The sequence below is a fragment of the Comamonas sp. NyZ500 genome, assembly GCF_016772095.1.
Classification (GTDB): Bacteria; Pseudomonadota; Gammaproteobacteria; order Burkholderiales; family Burkholderiaceae_C; genus Comamonas; species Comamonas thiooxydans.
In genome coordinates, this window is sequence record NZ_JAEIJE010000010.1 from 15,589 (window position 1) to 34,203 (window position 18,615).

Consider the following 18,615-nt stretch of genomic DNA (forward strand, 5'->3'; position numbering starts at 1 on the left):
CTGTCATCACCTCCTGCATGAATGTGCGCCTGACCAGGCCCCGCCTTGCACCAATCGCGCCCTGAGGCCGATGACAGAGTGCAGGCCCGGGAGGGCGACAGCACTGCAAGATACAGAGATACAGCCGGCCATTGCTGTGAGCCATGGCACGCGCGAGCCCGACGAGCCTAAATACCACAATGGTGATCCTCGTCAACCGCGCCTGCAGCATCTCTGCTCGGCGAGCCTCTGGCGAGCACTGCGGCGTGCGGCGTGCGCATCACGGACCTCCCGCTCCTCCCGCGCCTTGACAGCTGCGAGCTGGCCATAGACATGCTCAAGACCATCCATCCGCAGCCGCCGGCCCAGACGACTTCACCAGGCCTGTCTCAGGCCCGGCCCCAGCCTTGCCAGAGCTATTTTTCCAGGTCTGCCCGAAATCATCCGCGCATGAAAAAGGCCTCCATCGCGGAGGCCGTTTTTGCGCATGTCGGTTCAGCAGAGACCGCTGCAGGCGAGGCCGTGATCGCCTTGCCTGCAAGCCGTCCCGGAAGATCAGGAGGTCTTCCTGAGGAAACCCTGGTTGGCACCGGGCCGGTTGGGCGCAAAGCCGTTGGCGGCCAGGCTTTCCTCCACGCTGTCGTAGAACACGCCGATCTTGCTGATCTCGCGCGCCTCCTTGGCGGTGGCGACAGGACGACCGAATTCGCGCGAGATGCGCACCAGTTGCTCGATCTGCGAGACGGTGCTGGCCTTCTCGGTACGCGTCTGGTTCCACAGGCAGTCTTCGGTGCCGCAGCGCACATGCAGACCGGCGGCAATGCCCCACATATTCACGGGCAGCACGTTGCGCACATTGCTTTCCACGGTCAGCACGGCGCCATCGGGCACGGCGCGCACAAAGTTGGCCAGGCTGTACAGGCTGGGCGTGTCCATGCCGCCGGCGATCGCCACCCAGTTCATGACCAGCGGGCCCATGTAGAAGCCACGGCGCATCAGGCGCTCCACCGACTCGAAGCTGTTCAGGTTGTAGCACTGGAAAGCGCTCTGGATGCCGGCCTTGGTCAGGCGGCGCACATGCTCCTCCACCCAGCCCGGCTGGGCGGGCACGGTCATTTCCTTGTAGGCATTGAACAGCGTGGGATTGGCGCGCGAGGTACCGGCAAAGTCCGCGTCTTCGGCCTGATCGGTCACGTTCATCTGCGAGGTGTTCACCGTCACGGTCACCTGATCGGGCACCGGGTCCAGATCGGCCAGCATGTGGCGGGTGTCGTCGGAGAGCCATTTGGCCGCCTGGCCTTCGTCTTCGGGAGCAAAGCTGATGGAGCCACCGACCTGGATGATCATCTCGGGCACGGCCTTGCGCACGCCGGAGATCAGCTCGTTGAACTTGGACAGGCGCTTGCTGCCCTTGCCGTCAAGCTCGCGCACATGCAGGTGCAGCACCGTGGCGCCCGCGTTGTAGCAGTCCACGGCTTTCTGGATCTGCGCCTCCATGGTGACGGGAATGTCTTCGGGGAAGTCCGAAGGCAGCCAGCCCGGAGCATAGGGCGCCGCAGTAATGATCAGGGGTTGCTGGTTTTCGGGGAACAGATGGCCGTCGAGGAAGTTCATGACATGTCTCCAAGTGAATGCGGGCTTCGACGGACAGCCATGGCCGCGGCTTGCCCGCCCTGTGCAATGCCGCCAGGCATTCAGAAGGCATGGGCAACACCGGCTGGCAGGCACCGAATCGTCGAAATTGAAAGCAATTTCACTGTAGGAGAGCTGTCTGCAAAGCGTTTGCCCTAGGACGCTCAAAGCTTGGCAAAGTGCGCCAGAGCACGCGGACGCTCCGATGCATCCTTGCTCCGAACCGGACCGTCGCAGTTGCTCTGCAGCCTGCCAGCCTGTCGCTGCTCCTATCGCAGCCGCCCGCCTAGCCGCGCCAGGCAGCCTCGATGGCGGCGATATCGATCTTCCTCATCTCCATCATGGCTTCAAAAGCCCGTCTGGCCGCCGCGCGATCCGGGTCGGCAATGGCCGTGGTCAGCACACGCGGCGTGATCTGCCATGACAGCCCCCAGCGGTCCTTGCACCAGCCGCACTGGCTTTCCTGACCGCCGTTGCCGACGATGGCGTTCCACAGGCGATCCGTTTCCTCCTGGTCGTCCGTCGCGACCTGAAACGAAAACGCCTCGTTGTGCTTGAAGACAGGGCCGCCGTTCAGGCCCAGGCAGGGAATGCCCATGACCGTGAATTCGACCGTCAGAACATCGCCCTGCTTGCCGGAGGGGTAGTCGCCCGGTGCGTGGTGAACCGCGCCCACGGCGCTGTCGGGAAAAATCTGGGCGTAGAACCTGGCGGCTTCCAGGGCCTCGCCCTCGTACCAGAGACAAATCGTGTTTTTGCTGACCATCTTGGCTCTCCTGAACAGGAACTGATGAATGTCTGCAAACCCGCAGACCGCGGACCCCTCTCTATCGGGACACCGATGCACTGGCGGCTTTCGGCGTCTGTGCATTGAAGCCGCATTTCCCCAGCGCTTCAATCCCCATATCAGAGGCGCAGGGTCATCCCCCCGATATAGCCATGGCACCTCTGCTCTCACGAAGACGCCGGAAATGGATCAGGCTGCATCAGCCCTGACGGTTTCAAGTCCGGTGGAGGCCGCCTCCGGAACCACGCCAGTCCCGCCCTGCTGCCGCAGATCCGGGCTCAGAAGCCACTCCTGGGCACCGGCCCGGCCTTGCCTCGCTGGCGCACACCAGAGCAATCGAATCTGCTTTAGATCAAGCCAATGCATTTTATTTTTGTCTAGTCATATAATTGACTACACATATACAAGACTGACTCCTTGAACCCTACGATTTGTTGACGTCATGAAATTCACTCTGAACGGCCAGGAAGTGGACGCGCAAAGCGCCGCTGCCGACACACCTCTTTTGTATGTGCTGCGCAACGACATGCAGCTCAACGGCCCCAAGTTCGGCTGCGGCCTGGGCGAATGCGGTGCCTGCGCCGTGCTGATCGACGGCAAGGTGGCGCGCTCCTGCTCCGTGCCCCTGAAGGCCGTCGACGGCAAGAAGGTCACCACGCTGGAAGGCCTGTCGCCTGACGCCAGCAAGGCCGCCAACGCACAGGCCCTGCAGGACCGCGCCGTGCTGGATGTCAGCGCCGCCGAGACAAAGGCGCCTGCCACCGCACGCACCTACACCCTGCATGTGGTGCAGCAAGCCTTTGTCGACGCACAGGCTGCGCAGTGCGGCTACTGCACCAACGGAATGATCATGGCGCTGGTCGCCCTGTTCAACCAGCAGCCCAAGGCCAGCGACGAAGAAATCAGGCATGCCCTGTCCGGCCATCTGTGCCGCTGCGGCACCCATGTGGAAATCATGCAGGCCGCCGCGCGCGCCCGTGAGCTGATTGCCAAGGGCCACAGCCCGGCCCTCCCCGCCGCCGGCGCATCCACAACCGCAAAGGCTGCCTGATCATGAAATTCTTCACCAAAGACAATCACGCTCAACTGACTCGTCGCCAGCTGCTCAAGGCCGGCGGCATGCTGATGGTCGGCTCCGTGGCAGGCGGCCATCTGCTGATGGCCCAGACCGCCCCCGAAGCGGCTGCCAAGGGCGCTTTCCCCATTCCCTCGGCCAAGCTGGTGGACAGCTTCATCGCGATTGGCGCCGACGGCTCCGTCACGGCCTACAACGGACACGTGGACCTGGGCACGGGCGTGCGCACGGCTCTGGGCCAACTGGTGGCCGACGAGCTGTATGTGGACTTTGCCGCCGTGACCATGGTGCTGGGCCACACCGCCCGCACCCCGGATCTGGGCCCCACCATTGCCAGCAACACCATCCAGGTGTCGTCCCTGCCCATGCGCCATGCCGCAGCGCAGGTGCGCCAGCTGCTAATCAAGCTGGCCAGCGAGAAATCCGGTGTTCCCGCTGACCGCATCACCACCCAGAAAGGCTTTGTCATCGCCGGCGGCAAGCGCTACGGCTATGGCGAGCTGGTTCAGGGTCAGGATCTGCAGATCGAGGTCGACGACAAGATCGCGCTGCGCAAGTCCGGCTTCGAATACATCGGCAAATCGGTGCAGCGCGTGGACATCCCCAACAAGGTGCTGGGCGCGCTGACCTATATCCACGACCTGCGCGTGCCCGGCATGCTGCACGGCCGCGTGATCCGTCCTCCCTACACCGGCGCCGATGCCACGGCTCCGCTGGGCTCCAGCCTGGTGTCGGTGGACGAGAAGTCCATTGCCCATCTGCCCGGCATCGTCAAGGTCGTGGTCAAGGGCGACTTCGTGGGCGTTGTGGCCGAACGTGAAGAGCAGGCCATCGCTGCCATGCGCCAGCTCAAGGTCACCTGGAAGGAATGGAGCGGCCTGCCCGATATGTCGCTGAGCGGCCTGCACCAGACCCTGGTGGACCACGCCAAGACCGACCGCGTGCTGCAGGAAGACGAAGGCGCGCTGCAGGCCATCGAGCAGGTCAAGACTGCGCTGACCCGCGACTATGTCTGGCCCTATCACGCTCACGGCTCCATCGGCCCGTCCTGTGCGATTGCCGAAGTGGGCAACGGCCAGATCCAGGTCTGGACCGGCTCGCAAAACCCTCACGACGTGTGCAAGGACATTGCCAAGCTCATGGACGTGAATGCCGACAACATCAACGTCACCCGCCTCGAAGCCTCTGGCTGCTACGGCCGCAACTGCGCGGACGACGTCTGCTCGGACGCCGTGCTGATGTCTGCCGCCGTGGGCAAGCCCGTGCGCGTGCAGCTGATGCGCGAGCAGGAAGCCGGCTGGGAGCCCAAGGGCACGGGCCAGCTGATTCGCGTGCGCGGCGGCCTGGATGAGCAAAACAATGTGGCCGCCTACGAGCTGCGCACCTGCTACCCCTCGAACAACGCCTCGGCGCTGGCATTGATTCTGACGGGCAAGGTGTCCGCCAAGATCGAGGCCCAGCAAATGGGCGACCGCACGGCCATCCCGCAGTACGAGTATCCCAAGATGCGCGTGATCTCCCAGGACGCCGTGCCCATCGTGCGCGCCTCGTGGATGCGCGGCGTCTCCGCCCTGCCCAATGTGTTCGCCCATGAGTCCTGGATCGACGAATGCGCCTACCTGGCCAAGGCCGACCCCATCGAGTACCGCCTGCGCTACCTCAAGGATCCGCGTGCCGTGGCGCTGATTGCCGAGGCCAAGAAGCAGTGCAACTGGCAAGAAGGCCCGGCGCGACGCAATGCGGCAGCTGACGATCAGCGTCTGGTCAAGGGTCGCGGCTTTGCCTATGCCCGCTACTTCCACAGCAAGTTCCCCGGCTACGGTGCAGCCTGGGCGACCTGGGTGGTCGACGTGACCGTGGACCGCGAAACCGGCGAAGTCAAGGTCGACAAGGTCTTTGTCGCCCAGGACACCGGTGCCATGGTCAACCCCGCAGGCGTGCGCCATCAGGTGCACGGCAACGTGGTGCAGTCCACCAGCCGCGTGCTCAAGGAGTTCGTCACCTTCGACAAGAGCGGCGTCACCTCCGTGGAATGGGGCGGCTACCCCATCCTGCGCTTTGACGAGCTGCCCGAGATCGACTCGCTGCTGGTCGAGCGCCCCAACGAAGCGCCCATGGGTGCCGGTGAATCGGCTTCCGTGCCCAGCGCCGCCGCCGTGGCCAACGCCATCTTCGACGCCACCGGCGTGCGCCTGCTGGAAGTGCCGTTCACCCCCAGCCGCGTGCTGGCCGCGCTCAAGGCAGCCAAGAGCAGCGCCGCCTCGTCCAAGTGACTCCACCGATAAAGAACATAGATATGCGAACGTTCCAAAAGATTCTGGCGGGCGGTGCGGCCGTAGTGGTCGTGCTGGCTGCCGCCGGCCTGGCGCTCACCCACCAGGGCGAGATTGCGCCCCAATCAGCCATTCCCGCTGCCGACTTCACGCCCCAGCAGATTGCCAAGGGCAAGCTGCTGGCCGCCATGGGCGACTGCGCCGTCTGCCACACTGCTCCCAACGGCAAGACCAACGCAGGCGGTCTGGCCATGCCCAGCCCCTTCGGTACCATCTACACCAGCAACATCACGCCCGATCTGCAGACCGGCATCGGCCGCTGGAGCTATGAAGCCTTCGAGCGCGCCATGCGCCACGGCGTGGACCGCGAAGGCCAGTACCTCTACCCCGCCTTCCCCTACACGGCCTTCAGCCGCGTGACGGATGAGGACATGAAGGCCTTGTACGCCTTTCTGATGAGCGAGCCCGCCGTGGAGAACGAGGCGCCCAAGACCGCGCTGAACTTCCCCTACAACGTGCGCCGCGGCATTGCGGCCTGGAACTGGCTCTACCTCAAGCCCGGCGTCGTCAAGGACGATGAAAAGCAGGCTCCCGAGTGGAATCGCGGCGCCTATCTGGTCGAAGGCCTGGGTCACTGCAGCGCCTGCCACACACCGCGCAACGGCCTGGCCGCCGAGAAAACTGGTGAATTCCACCTGAGCGGCGGCAGCGCCGAAGGCTGGGATGCCCCCGCTCTGACGGACAAGACGGCCTCGCCCCTGCCCTGGACCAAGCAGGATCTGGTCGACTATATGAAGACCGGCTTCTCGGCCCGTCACAGTGTGGCAGCCGGCCCCATGGCTCCCGTGGCCCACGGCCTGTCGCAGCAAAGCGATGCCGACATCGACGCCATTGCTACCTATCTGATGAGCTACCGCAAGGCCGACGCCGCCCCCGGCGATGCCAAGACACTCATCGAAGAGAAGACCGCCAAGCCCAAGCTGGCACTCGATGCCGAAGGCTATCGCCTGTACCAGGGCGCCTGCATGGCCTGCCACAAGGCAGACCCTTCGGGCAGCAGCTTCGGCGTGCGTCCCCAGCTGGCCCTGAGCACCAGCCTGCACTCCGCATCGCCCGACAACGCCATCATGGCCGTGCTCGAAGGCGTGCAGCATCCGGCCCATGCCGACCTGGGCACCATGCCGGCCTTCCGCCATGCGCTCAGCGATGCACAGATCGCCACCCTGCTCAACACCATGCGTGCCCAGTACGGCGTGGACGAGTGGAAGGACCTGCCCGCCAAGGTAGGCCAGTTGCGCAAGCAGACCCAGGCGCATTGACAGCAGGCGCTGCCAAAGCGCTGCACAGCTCTGCACAAGCCGGCCTTCCCTGTCCTTCAGGCCTCGGAAGGCCTTTTTGCGCGTGATCATTTACGGGTAGCACCGCTACCCGGTGCCCGCCTGATGCTTCAAAATTGCAGCGAGCGAGAGAAACAGAGAAAGCAAGCAATGGACAATATCGACGTCTTGGTACTCAAGGCACTGCGTGACTGGCGCTCGGCCGGCCAGCACGCCTTGCTGGCCACCGTGGTGCGCACCTGGGGCTCGTCCCCGCGCCCCGTGGCCTCCATGATGGCCTTGCGCGAGGACGGTCGCGCCATTGGCTCGGTATCGGGCGGCTGCATCGAAGACGATTTGATCGCCCGCCACACCAAGGCCCTGAACCAGAACCTGGGAATTCCCGACGGCCCGCCGCAGCTGGTGCGTTACGGCGTGAGCGCCGACGAAGCCCACCGCTTCGGCCTGCCCTGCGGCGGCACGCTGGAGCTGCTGCTGGAATTCAACCCCGATGCGGCCAGCCTGCAGCAACTGGTGGCCGAGCTTGAAGCAGGATCACTGGTGAAACGCAGCGTCGACTGCAGCAGCGGCGAAGTCCGCCTGCAGACGGCCGAGCACCCCGACGCGCTGGAGTTTGACGGCCAGCAACTCGTCAATCACCTCGGCCCCGGCTACCGCATGCTGCTGATAGGCGCAGGCGCCCTGGCCGAATACCTGGCCACCATGGCCTTGTTCAACGGCTTCACGGTCACCGTCTGCGACCCGCGCGAGGAATACATGGGCAGCTGGTCGGTGGCCCAGGTCAACACCGTCACCGACATGCCGGACGATGCAGTCACAGCCTTCAAGCCCGATGCGCGCAGCTGCATCGTCGCCCTCACCCATGACCCCAAGCTCGACGACCTGGCCCTACTCGAAGCCCTGCACAGCCCGGCCTTCTATGTGGGCGCCATCGGCTCGCGCCGCAACAACCACTCCAGGCGCGAGCGCATGATGGAACACTTTGGCGAGACCGAAGCCTCGCTGGCCAGGCTGCGCGGTCCCATCGGTCTCTATATCGGCAGCAAGACTCCGGCAGAGATCGCGGTGAGCGTAATGGCCGAGATTCTGGCCGTGAAAAACGCCGTGCCGCTGCCGCAAGCCATGTCGGTGGAAGTAGCCAAGCACGAGCATGACATCGCCATGAACGAGGCCAGCACGCATTGCGCCATTCCGGAAATCCTCCCGCCGGGCTCGGCGCGCTGATATCCGGCGGTTCAGGCCTGTAGCGCAAAATCCACGGCCGCTGCGGCGTGCAAGGCCGTGGTGTCCAGCACCGGCAGTACGCTGTCTGCGGGCTTGATGAGCAAGCCGATTTCCGTGCACCCCAGCACCACGGCCTGCGCCCCGCGGGCCGCCAATGACTCGATGGCACGCTGATAGAGCTTGCGCGACACATCGCTGATCTGCCCCGCGCAAAGCTCCTCATAGATGATGCGATGCACCTGCGTGCGCTCGACCTCGCCTGGCACCAGCACCTTCAGGCCGAACTGCTGCTCCAGCCTCTCGCGCATGAACGGCTGCTCCATGGTGAAACGCGTACCCAGCAGCCCCAGTACCTGCACACCGGCTGCACGCGCAGCCGCCCCGACCGGGTCGGCTATGTGCAAAAACGGGATCGACACGGCTGCTGCCACCTGATCCGCCACCTTGTGCATGGTGTTGGTGCAAAGCAGCACACAGTCGGCGCCCCCGGCTTGCAGGCGCCGGGCAGCATCGGCCAGCAGCGCTGCCGCATCGTCCCAGCGGCCTTCATGCTGGGCCTGCTCGACAGGGCCGAAGTCCACGCTGTACATCAGCAGCCTGGCCGAGCGCAACGCGCCCAGACGCTCCCGGACACCCTGGTTGATCAGGCGGTAGTACTCGGCGCTGGACTCCCAACTCATGCCGCCGATCAGGCCTATGACGCGTTGCGGCCCGGTGCTTGTTTGCAGGTTTTGATTCATGAGCGGCAGTGTGATGCCGGCCGGCCGCCATCGTCTATCATGAAATTTCAGCAAGCCATGAAGACCCACCTGATTCAGCCTTCGGCAACCGATACGCCAGCGGTACAGATCCATTTGCTCGGCCGCGCGCCCTACAGCAGCCGCGACCCGGTGCGCATGCATGCGCTGGGCATTGCGCTGCAAAGACAGCAAGGCGTTCACGCCATTGCCTCCGACAGACGCGTGGACTTCGACACCTGGCCCGGCACCCTGAGCTATACGCCGCCGGGCGTCGAGGTATTTTCCGAGTCGGCCACCGGCGGCGAATACCTGGTGCTGCGCCATGCGGTCCATGAGACTGACGCTCCCGGGCCATCGCAGCGCGTCACACGACACGGTCAGCGCGCAGCCTTGCAGATAGCGCAGCATCTGCGCCTGCTGCTGCTCAGCCCCTGCCCTGACGCTCTGGCCATCGAGCAGGCTGCGCTGCGCTTCATGGCCTGCCAGGAGGGCAGCGCCTGCGGGGCCGATGCTCGCCCCGGCGCCGGCTATGCGCGCGTGCTGGACCGCATTGCCGCCGAGTTCGAGCGGCCGCTGAGCATTGCCGATCTTTCCGTCATGGTGGGCACCAGCCCCTTGCGCTTTCTGCGTGAGTTCACACGGCTCACGGGCATGACGCCGCATGCCTGGATCATGGAGACCCGGCTGCAGGCGGCCCGCGTCATGATTCAAGGCTCTGATCAGCCCCTTCCGAAAATTGCACTGGACTGCGGCTTCAACCACCAGTCGCATATGGGCCATGTGTTTCGCAAACACCTGGGCCTGACGCCAGGCCAGTACCGGCAACATCACGGTCTGAAGCACGCAGACTGCCCCTGAATCGCAGGCCTCTGGGCCTATGGTTCACATACGGTTTCATTGCCGGACACACAAAGTGCGGCCTGCGGCCCGCACCTCGCTTCAAGCAGCATTCAAGCGGCGTACCATTGCCGCCTCAATGACGACCGCCAAGAAAAAGAAAACGCCTGCGCGCAAGCGCGGCAAAGCTTCCAGGACTGCTGGCAACAGCCTCTCCCGCATCAGGCGCTTTGCCCTGTCTGCGGGCGCTGCGGCACTGGCCAGCTTCCAGATCGCCAGTTGCAGCTTCAATCCCAGCGTCTCCGCCGAGAGACTGCTGGGCCAGGCGCTGGCAGCCCTGCATATTCCCGCACTCGATGCGCTCGGCCAGACCCTGCAGGCCTTTCGCAAGAACGGCTGGCCGGATCTGGATGATCTGCGCTCCGGTTCCGGCTCCGGCGCCCACACGCCCAGCGTGGGCGGCAAGGTGGACAAGGCCGATGTCACGGCCACAGCCCTGCCCACGCACTTTGCCCGCTGCCCCCAGTTCTTTCCCGGTGGCAAGGCTCCGGCCCTGCAGCTTCAACCCCGTGAGCGCGAGCTGTGCTTTTCGGGTTTTGCCGTGCTGCACAACGGCAGCACCAAGACCCCGGTGTTTGTGGCCGAGCGCCTGAATCGCCAGATGCTGCAGCAGGCCCAGGGCTTGCAGCGCAGCGACAAGTTCTATGCCGACGCCCGCCTGCCGCGCGCTGAGCGCTCCGAGCTTGACGACTACAAGCGCTCCGGGTTCTCACGCGGCCATATGGCGCCGGCGGCCGACATGAGCACGCCCGAGGCCATGGCCCAGAGCTTCAGCCTCGCGAACATGGTGCCGCAGAACCAGGTGCACAACGCGGGCGCCTGGAGCCAGGTGGAACAGGCCACGCGCAAATATGCGCTGCGCGCCCGGGGCGATGTCTTTGTCTTCACCGGCCCTGTATTCAACAAGAACGCCTCCACCATCGGTGAGAGCAAGGTGGCGGTGCCCGACTACCTCTTCAAGCTGGTCTATGACGCCAGCACCGGCAAGAGCTGGGTGTACTGGCAGGCCAATAGTGCCGACACCCGCATGGGCCCGCCCATCAGCTACGAGGAGTTCACGCGCCGCACCGGCATGCCGCTGCTGTCGGCCGTACATCTGCCTCAAGCATAAAAAATGAGCTTACTACGTAAGTCATTCAATGATTTCAATAGCATTTGATATTGAAATCATTGAATGACGAGCGCAACAAGCTCACTTTTCAATAGCCACAAAACTCCACAGAGATTGCAGGGAGCTCAGGCCGGCTCGCCCGCCAGCCGGCGCACCACCTCGGACAGCACCTGGGCCTTCTGGCGGGTGCGCTCATTGGCCATGCCCGTGAAGCCACGCTTGGTGGCCGTGTGGTGCAACGTATGGCCGACCTGCCGGCGGTACAGCGCACGTGCCCGATCGCGCATGGCGCGGGCGCGCTGCAGCTGCAGGCGGCGCTGGGCCGGGCTCAGCCTGACCAGGGCCGTATCGGACTGGGAAAGATCGTAGAGCTCACGCTCATTGGTGGCGAGAAGTTCATGCGCGGAATGGATGGCACGTCCCATGGCTTGCTCCTGTCATCAAATGCAATGAAAAAGCACCTTGAATGCATGCACATCCAAGATGCTTCGGTGAGTACAGAACAGCACTCTAGGACAGATTCCGGCTCCAGCCCCCAATACCGCACCCATGCAAGCGGTATTGGGTGGTGCAGCGAAGCGATGGGCCTTCCGCCAGCCTCTGCAGACGGCGCGCGCCTCTGGCTTACCTGACAGCGGACTCTGCTGCGGCCGCTGCCGGTGCGGTGACCGCTGGCGCGCTGGCCGCCTGGACATGCTGCCAGCTGACGGGCAGCACGGCATCCAGCCAGTGCATGCGCCAGGCCAGCAGCGCGGCGGCTGCCATCAGTGCCAGCACACACAGGCTGTTGCGCAGGCCGTGACTGTCCGCATAAGGGTCGGCAATATTGCGCTTGGCGTTGACCGGTACCTTGGCCGTCTGCGACAGGCTGCGGCCCAGGCCCAGATTGATATTCATGCGGCCATTGATGGCCCAGCCGCTGGCATCGAGAATCGGTCCCAGGCTGCGCTGACGCAGCTTGAGCCAGGCAATCAGCATGCTGGGACCGGAGATGGCCAGGATAAGGCCCAGTATGGCCACCGGAATCCACGGCCCCAGTTCGATGAACTTGCCGAAGATGCCAACGATCACGGCGCTCAGCGAGCCCAGCGCCACGCCGATGGCAGCCACCGTCCCCACATCGGTTTTGCGCGCTGGAACAGGTGCCTGGGCCAGGTCCTTGGGCGCCGTCACCAGCTTGGTCGCGTTGTCGCTGAGGCTGGTATTGACCACATCGTTCTTGGCTGCGGCATGCTTGGCGACCTGCTCCTCGATCATGCGCAGGAACTTCTTGTAGGGCGAAAAAAAGGCCTGGCCGATGCTGGTCGGGTTGTCGATGAGCTTGACGATGGTGGCATCCCAGTCATTGCCCGCACGGTCGTAGAAGACGCCGTTGCGCCCCACGAACAGAAAGTCCACATCGCCTGCCGTGAAGGCCGCGACGATCGTCTTTTTCTGCCCCTCGCGCTTGCATTCGCAGTAGGCCAGATAGGTTTTGGCCATGGCGGCCAGCGTGGAGTGGGCTGCCGCATCGGCAACCTCCACGGTCAGATCGCAGCTGCGGCCGTCCAGGAACAAGGTACCGGCCTGGAAGGCCGCGCCTTCGCGGCGATAGAAGCGGGAGAAGGAGACAAAGTTGTTGAGCAGCTCCAGCAGATCGCGTTGCAGACGGATCAGCTTTTCCAGAGCCATGGCCTGGACGGCATGCTCTTTTTCGGCATCGTCATGGTCCAGCAACTGCATCACTGCGTCTTTCAACCCGCTGGACAGCAGTTGCTGAATTTCGGCCTCGCTCACTGCGCCCAGCGGCGTTGCCGGGCACTCCGACAACCATTGCTGGCAATGGGCCAGCATGGTCTTGAGCTGATCCCACTGTACCTCGGTCAGCGCCGTCAACGCTTCGCCGAACACGGGCTGCACGGCCTGCTCGCGCAGGGTCTGCAGGACTGCCGCCCAGGCGGGGTTGACGCCATGCACCAGCGGCAGGCTGCGCTCGCCGGTGACGGCGGCCAGCGGCAGCGCCGCCAGAGACTCCGAGGCATTGCTGAGCACCTGCGCGCCCAAAGCGGCATAGCCTTCTTCCGTTGGGTTGAGCGGTGCACGTGCATTGGCATCGAACTCCACCAGGCGCGTGCGGGCAAAAAAGTCATCGACTTTGGCCTGCACTGCGTTCACGGCCTCCGCAGCTGCCAGCGCCAGTGCACGCGGCTGCAGATTGCAACCCAGCTCTGCCGCCTGGGCAAACCAGGTCTGCAGGGCTTGCACGTCCTCCCAGAAGGCCTCGGCCTTGCTGCGATCGATGCCTGGAACGCCATCGCTGCCGTCCACCGCGCCGTAAAGCTCCTGAATGCGGGCAATCAGACCAGCCAGGGCCTCATCGCCTTCGGCCGTGGCTGCACTGACGACGCCGTCGCCATTGAAACGCAGGGCCTGCAGCGAAGCCATGCGCTCCTGCACCTGGGCCAGCGTGATGGCCTGGGCATCGGGCAGGCCCGCGAGCTCCAGCACGCGTCTGGCCTCTGCCAGCAACAGCGCGCCTTCCTCCGTCGCATCGTTGATGCTGTTCAGTTGCAGCACATCGCCGCCATCGGCCAGAACCTGCGGATCACGCACTCTTGCCACGGCCCATTCACAGGCGGCCACCAGCTCCGGGGGGCGAATACGGCCGTCCTTGCTCTCGTCAATCAAATCCAGCGTTGCGCTGTCGAACTCGATACCTCGCGTGGGACAGGCCAGAGCCACCCACAGCTTCTGATCCAGCTCACCAATATGGGCAATGTCCTGGCCCGTGCGAATCACCACCTGGTCCACCTCGCCGGCGCGGAAAAACTGCCACTCGTACTGCTTCTGCATGAAACTACCAACTCCCAGGCAAGGATTGCCCTTGTCAAAGCACATTGCAACCAATGGCTGCCTGCACTATCCGCTATCAAAAGCGAGGAGTTTAAAAGTCATTTGCACCCCATGAATGGTGACATTTGTGAACTCTTGCGCTTCCTTGGGCTGGTTTGCACTCCCGCCCGCGGCCTTATGGCGCCATCTTGAGTGTCTGCTGGTCTTTTTCAATAAAGTACTTTTTTAGATACTTTATTTGCTACACTGCACCGCAAAACCGTGCCTATGACTGCGACGTCCACCGCCCCCCAAACCCGCGACAAGTTGCACCTGCAACTGGCCCGGCTGTTTCGCAACAAGATAGCGACGGGCGAGTGGCCGATCGGACAAAGCATTCCCACGGTCGAGGAGCTCGAGGCCTTGCACAGCGTCTCGCGCACCACGGTGCGCATGGCCGTACATGCGCTGGTCGATGAAGGCCTGCTGGAGACCCGCAAGCGCGGCGGCACCAAGGTCGTAGGCCAGCCCTACAAGCCCCCATCCTTTTTGCTGCCAACGACCTGGCAGGAGCTGGTGGCCTTTGGTGAGCAGATTCAGCAGACCACGCTGCAGCAAGCGAATGACTGCGTGCCGCCCATTCCGGCCGGCTTCCCTTCCCCTGGCGAACTGGCCTCTGCCTATACCTATTTTTTGCGCGTACACAAGCACGGCGATGCACGCTTTTGCCTGTCCGAGCTGTACCTGGAACAAAACCTCTACCCCAGGCTGCAGGAACAGCTGGAGCGCACCACGCTGGCTCAGGCGCTGGGAAATGACCCAGTGCAGATCGCCACGGCCCGCCAGTACCTGAGCGTAGCCCCGGCCGACGAGCTGATTGCCGAGCATCTGGGCGTGCCGCTGGGCACGCCGTTGATGCAGGCGCTGCGCTGGGCCTGCAATCCACAGGGCTTGATCGTCTACTGGGCCAAGGTACGCTTTATCAGCGAATACGTGCATATCGAAATGGACCTGCTCAAATGACCATCGTCCTGCCCCAAGTCCGGCAGCTCTCCAGGCCCCATAGCGGCCGTGTGGCCTGGATCACCGGCTCCACCAGCGGCATCGGCTGGGCCATTGCCAGGCAACTGGCCGGCGAAGGCGCCGCCATTGCCCTGCATGGCAGCGCCCAGGCGTCTGCCAGCACCGATGAACAGCTGGCCGAGCTGCACGCACTGGGTGTGGCCGCCCGCTATTACCCACTGGATCTGAGCGACGGCCTGGCCATTGTCCCGCTGGCCCGGCGCATCGCCGCCGAGCTCGGCGCCGTGGACATTCTGGTCAACAACGCGGGCATGCAGCATGTGGAATCCGTGCTCAGCTTTCCGCCAGACCGATGGAACACCATGCTGGCCGTCAACCTGAGCGCACCGTTTCACACCATACAGGCCTGCACGCCGGCAATGCTGCAGCGCGGCTGGGGGCGCATCATCAATATGGCATCCGTCAGCGGCCTGGTCGGCGTGGCCCACAAGCCCGCCTATGTGGCCAGCAAGCACGGCCTGCTGGGCCTGACCAAATCCGTGGCGCTGGAGCTGGCCACCACGCCCGTGACCTGCAACGCCATTTGCCCCGGCTGGGTGCTCACGCCGCTGGTGCAGGCCCAGATCGATGCCCTGGCGCAGCGCGAGCAGCTGGACGAGGCGGCAGCCCGCGCCAGGCTGCTGGGCGCCAAGCAGCCCTCGCAGGCTTTTGTGACGGTGGAACAGGTCGCGGCACTGGTCGGCTTTCTGGCCAGCGACAACGCCGCCCAGGTGCGTGGTGCACAGTGGAATATGGATGGAGGCTTTACCGCAGCATGAAGGATCCACAAGCCAGCACAAGCCAGATCCCATAGATCAGTCATAGATCGATGGCTGACAGCGCACAGCAGATCAGCGCTGCAGCCTGTTTTTATTCAAATCGTTTAAGGAGACGAACATGGCATTGAACGAAACCCACGACGCCGGCCTGCAAAGCTGGGTCGCCAGCGCCAACACGGGCAGCAGCGACTTCCCCATCCAGAACCTGCCGTTTGCAGTCTTTCGTCGCAAGAACAGCAGCGAGGCTTTTCGCGGCGGCGTGGCGATTGGCGACCAGGTGCTGGACATGGCGGCTGTTCGCGATGCCAAGACACTGGGCGGCGATGTGCAGGCCCAGGTCGACGCAGCGGCGCAAGCTCAGCTCAACAGCTTGATGGCCATGGGCCCGGCGTCTTGGTCGGCCCTGCGCCTGGCCCTGTCGCGCACCCTGCGTGCCGGCGCTGCCCAGGAAGCCGCCCTCAAGGCCTGCCTCGTGCCCCAGGCCGATGTGGAATACGGCGTACCCGCACAGGTGGGCGACTACACGGACTTCTACACCTCCGTGCACCACGCCACCAATGTGGGCAAGCTGTTCCGCCCCACCAACCCGCTGATGGAAAACTACAAGTGGGTGCCCATCGGCTACCACGGTCGTGCCTCCAGCATCCGCATCTCGGGCGTGGACTTCAAGCGCCCCAACGGCCAGCTCAAGGCTCCCGATGCCGACCCCGTGCTCAAGCCCTGCAACCGCCTCGACTATGAGCTGGAGATGGGCATCTATGCCGGCTCGGCCAATGCCTGGGGCGATGCCATCGGCATCGAGGACGCCGAAAACCATATCTTCGGTCTGTGCCTGCTCAACGACTGGTCGGCACGCGACGTTCAGGCCTGGGAATACCAGCCACTGGGCCCCTTCCTGTCCAAGAACTTCGCCACCAGCATCTCGCCCTGGATTGTGACGCTGGAAGCACTGGAGCCCTATCGCACGGCCTTTGTCCGCCCGTCCGAGGACCCACAGCCCCTGCCCTACCTCAGCTCCGAAGCCAACTCGCAGCGCGGTGCGCTCGACGTGCAACTCACGGTTGCCATCCAGACCGAGAAGATGCGCGCCGAAGGCAAGGCCGCCGAGCAGATCACCCGGACCAGCTACCGCCACGCCTACTGGACCATGGCCCAGCTGATTGCCCACCACACCGTCAACGGCTGCGATCTGCAACCCGGTGACCTGCTGGGCACAGGCACGCTGTCCGGCCCCACCATGGCCGAAGCCGGCGCCCTGCTGGAAATCACCGAAGGCGGCAAAAAGCCCCTGAGCCTGAGCAACGGCGAAACCCGCACCTTCCTGCTCGACGGAGACGCCGTGGTCTTTGCCGGCTGGTGCGAAAAGCCCGGTGCCGCGCGCATCGGCTTTGGCGAATGCCGTGCCACCGTTCTGCCCGCGCACCAGGCCTGAGCGGGCCTCGGCCATCCCGCAAAAAACCGGCCTGGTGCCGGTTTTTTGTTGGAAATCTGTCTTCGGCCTGCTCGTAACGCCATGACACAATTGCAGCCATGCCTTCCGCTTCGGACACCCCCACCCCTGCGCTCGCCCCTGCTGGCCGAAACCAGCGCCAGGAGCCCGTACTGAACCAGCCTGCGCGCTCGGATGCCAGCCCCTTGCCTGCCTCCATTGCAGGAGCCTTTGCAGCCGCGGCCTATTCCATGCAGCACAGCCTGCAACACGAGGCTGAGCAGAGCACTGCACCCGAAGAGGAGGACAGCGGCCTGCTGCCCCAGCTCTATGCCAGCCGCCTGAGCCCACGTTCACGCGACTTTTACCTGGCCCAGTTCAAGCGCTTCGATGCCCTGGACCGCAGCCTGCCCAGCTGGAATATGGCGGCAGCCTTCCTGACCCTGGCCTGGTGCAGCCTGCACGGTCTATGGCGCGAGGCTGGCAAATACCTCGCAGCCGTCACGGCAACCGCGCTGATCTGGTGGTTTGGCCTGCGCCCGGCTCTGCCCGAGGCCATGGCTCTGGGCCTGGGCATTGCACTTTGGCTGGTGGCTGTGGCCGTGCCCGGCCTGCTGGGCAATGGCTGGTACTGGCGCAAGATCAGGGCCCAGACGCTGCAGGCGATTACGGACGCGCCCAATATGGCCGCCGCCCATGCCGCCTTGCAGGCGCAGGTCGGCTCTCCTCGCAACAGAACCGCAGCCATGCTGGTGCTGGCCCTGCCTGTGGCAGCGGCCGCAGGCGCGGGCCTGGCCTTGCTGCCCGCCGATGGCCCGGCACCGACCAAGAGCGCAACGCCTGCAGCCACCGCCGTGGCCAATCGTCCAGCTGCCAGCCCGGACCTGGCAAAGCCCGCCCCCGAGGCGACCTCTGCTGCCGCCCAGCCAGAAAACCGCCCGGCAGAGCCCGCGCCTGTGACTGCCACCGAGACAGACACACGCGCAGAGCAGGCTGCGCCCGACGCAGCTGCCTCAGTGCCGAGCAAAGCGGCGGTCAAAGCCGAGCTGAGCGAAAAGCCGACAGCCAGGCCCGCGACAGATACAAAGGAACAAGCTGCCCCCTCGACACCCCATGCCGGCTCGGACCTGGTTCCTGGCAAGTTCTATCTGAATCTGGGCGTCTATTCCGAGGCCGGCAATGCCGACAAGGTGCTGGCGCAGCTGCAAAAGTCCAGACTGCCCGCGCTGACGCAGAAGATGGCCAGCAACAAGGGGGAAGTCACCCGAGTACGCAGCGGCCCCTTCGAGAGCCGAAAGCGCGCTGAAAAGGCTGCACGCAAGCTGCAGGCCGCGAATATCGATGCCGGCATCTTTCAAAGTGCAGAAGGAGCCCACAAGCCATAGACTCTGGCGCTGAAAATTCACAGTCAAAATGCGACCATTCCCTTGATGGAATTGCGCATGAAGCTATCAAATTTTCGCATTGCTTTGTTGCACC

The 18,615-nt window shown here is 64.2% G+C and carries 15 protein-coding genes; 10 read left to right on the plus strand and 5 right to left on the minus strand.

Features of this window, described 5'->3' with window-relative positions; translation table 11 throughout:
- Positions 1-534 precede the first annotated feature (534 nt).
- Positions 535-1,593, minus strand: a complete 1,059-nt coding sequence (locus JAO85_RS15575) for a 3-keto-5-aminohexanoate cleavage protein (RefSeq protein ID WP_034356064.1) — start codon at positions 1,591-1,593, stop codon at positions 535-537.
- 304 nt (positions 1,594-1,897) lie between these two features.
- A complete protein-coding gene (locus tag JAO85_RS15580) occupies positions 1,898-2,377 on the minus strand; it encodes a VOC family protein (protein WP_034377747.1) in 480 nt (159 codons plus the stop codon).
- A gap of 463 nt (positions 2,378-2,840) precedes the next feature.
- Here JAO85_RS15580 and JAO85_RS15585 point away from each other — a divergent pair, with 463 nt between their 5' ends.
- The 4 genes from JAO85_RS15585 (at position 2,841) to JAO85_RS15600 (ending at position 8,307) form a co-directional block, all read left to right on the plus strand.
- The gene (locus JAO85_RS15585) at positions 2,841-3,449 is read left to right on the plus strand and encodes a (2Fe-2S)-binding protein (RefSeq protein ID WP_202788474.1); all 609 of its coding nucleotides are present in this window, start codon (positions 2,841-2,843) and stop codon (positions 3,447-3,449) included.
- Positions 3,450-3,451: 2 nt separating this feature from the next.
- A complete protein-coding gene (locus JAO85_RS15590) occupies positions 3,452-5,746 on the plus strand; it encodes a xanthine dehydrogenase family protein molybdopterin-binding subunit (protein ID WP_202788475.1) in 2,295 nt (764 codons plus the stop codon).
- A gap of 23 nt (positions 5,747-5,769) precedes the next feature.
- Positions 5,770-7,065 carry a cytochrome c gene (locus tag JAO85_RS15595; RefSeq protein ID WP_202788476.1) on the plus strand — a complete coding sequence of 432 codons (1,296 nt, stop codon included), beginning with the start codon at positions 5,770-5,772 and terminating at the stop codon, positions 7,063-7,065.
- A gap of 168 nt (positions 7,066-7,233) precedes the next feature.
- On the plus strand, positions 7,234-8,307 hold the full coding sequence (locus tag JAO85_RS15600; protein WP_202788477.1) for an XdhC family protein: 1,074 nt from the start codon (positions 7,234-7,236) through the stop codon (positions 8,305-8,307).
- Between the two features lie 11 nt (positions 8,308-8,318).
- On the opposite strand, the gene JAO85_RS15605 is transcribed toward JAO85_RS15600, so the two are convergent.
- Complete coding sequence (locus tag JAO85_RS15605) at positions 8,319-9,047, minus strand: aspartate/glutamate racemase family protein (protein WP_202788478.1); 729 nt, start codon at positions 9,045-9,047, stop codon at positions 8,319-8,321.
- A 57-nt stretch (positions 9,048-9,104) separates the two neighbouring features.
- Between JAO85_RS15605 and JAO85_RS15610 the strand changes: the two genes are divergently transcribed.
- Both JAO85_RS15610 and JAO85_RS15615 read left to right on the plus strand, forming a co-directional pair.
- Positions 9,105-9,905 carry an AraC family transcriptional regulator gene (locus JAO85_RS15610; protein ID WP_202788535.1) on the plus strand — a complete coding sequence of 267 codons (801 nt, stop codon included), beginning with the start codon at positions 9,105-9,107 and terminating at the stop codon, positions 9,903-9,905.
- 118 nt (positions 9,906-10,023) lie between these two features.
- Positions 10,024-11,055, plus strand: coding sequence for a DNA/RNA non-specific endonuclease (locus tag JAO85_RS15615; RefSeq protein WP_039049726.1), 1,032 nt, complete (start codon positions 10,024-10,026; stop codon positions 11,053-11,055).
- Positions 11,056-11,180: 125 nt separating this feature from the next.
- Here JAO85_RS15615 and JAO85_RS15620 read toward each other — a convergent pair whose 3' ends face one another.
- Together JAO85_RS15620 and JAO85_RS15625 are read right to left on the minus strand one after the other, a co-directional pair.
- Positions 11,181-11,480 (minus strand): hypothetical protein, encoded by a 300-nt coding sequence (locus JAO85_RS15620; RefSeq protein WP_003062668.1) that lies wholly within the window; start codon positions 11,478-11,480, stop codon positions 11,181-11,183.
- Positions 11,481-11,679: 199 nt separating this feature from the next.
- Entirely contained in the window at positions 11,680-13,887 is a 2,208-nt protein-coding gene (locus tag JAO85_RS15625) for a hypothetical protein (RefSeq protein ID WP_202788479.1), read from the minus strand.
- A 267-nt stretch (positions 13,888-14,154) separates the two neighbouring features.
- Here JAO85_RS15625 and JAO85_RS15630 point away from each other — a divergent pair, with 267 nt between their 5' ends.
- The 4 genes from JAO85_RS15630 (at position 14,155) to JAO85_RS15645 (ending at position 18,521) form a co-directional block, all read left to right on the plus strand.
- Positions 14,155-14,889, plus strand: a complete 735-nt coding sequence (locus JAO85_RS15630; protein ID WP_202788480.1) for a GntR family transcriptional regulator — start codon at positions 14,155-14,157, stop codon at positions 14,887-14,889.
- Entirely contained in the window at positions 14,886-15,707 is an 822-nt protein-coding gene (locus JAO85_RS15635; RefSeq protein ID WP_202788481.1) for a 3-hydroxybutyrate dehydrogenase, read from the plus strand. Before JAO85_RS15630 ends, JAO85_RS15635 begins: the two co-directional genes overlap by 4 nt.
- A gap of 118 nt (positions 15,708-15,825) precedes the next feature.
- Positions 15,826-17,139: a fumarylacetoacetase gene (gene fahA, locus JAO85_RS15640; RefSeq protein WP_202788482.1), complete on the plus strand. Its 1,314-nt coding sequence runs from the start codon at positions 15,826-15,828 to the stop codon at positions 17,137-17,139.
- 98 nt (positions 17,140-17,237) lie between these two features.
- A complete protein-coding gene (locus JAO85_RS15645) occupies positions 17,238-18,521 on the plus strand; it encodes an SPOR domain-containing protein (protein WP_202788483.1) in 1,284 nt (427 codons plus the stop codon).
- Positions 18,522-18,615: the final 94 nt, after the last annotated feature.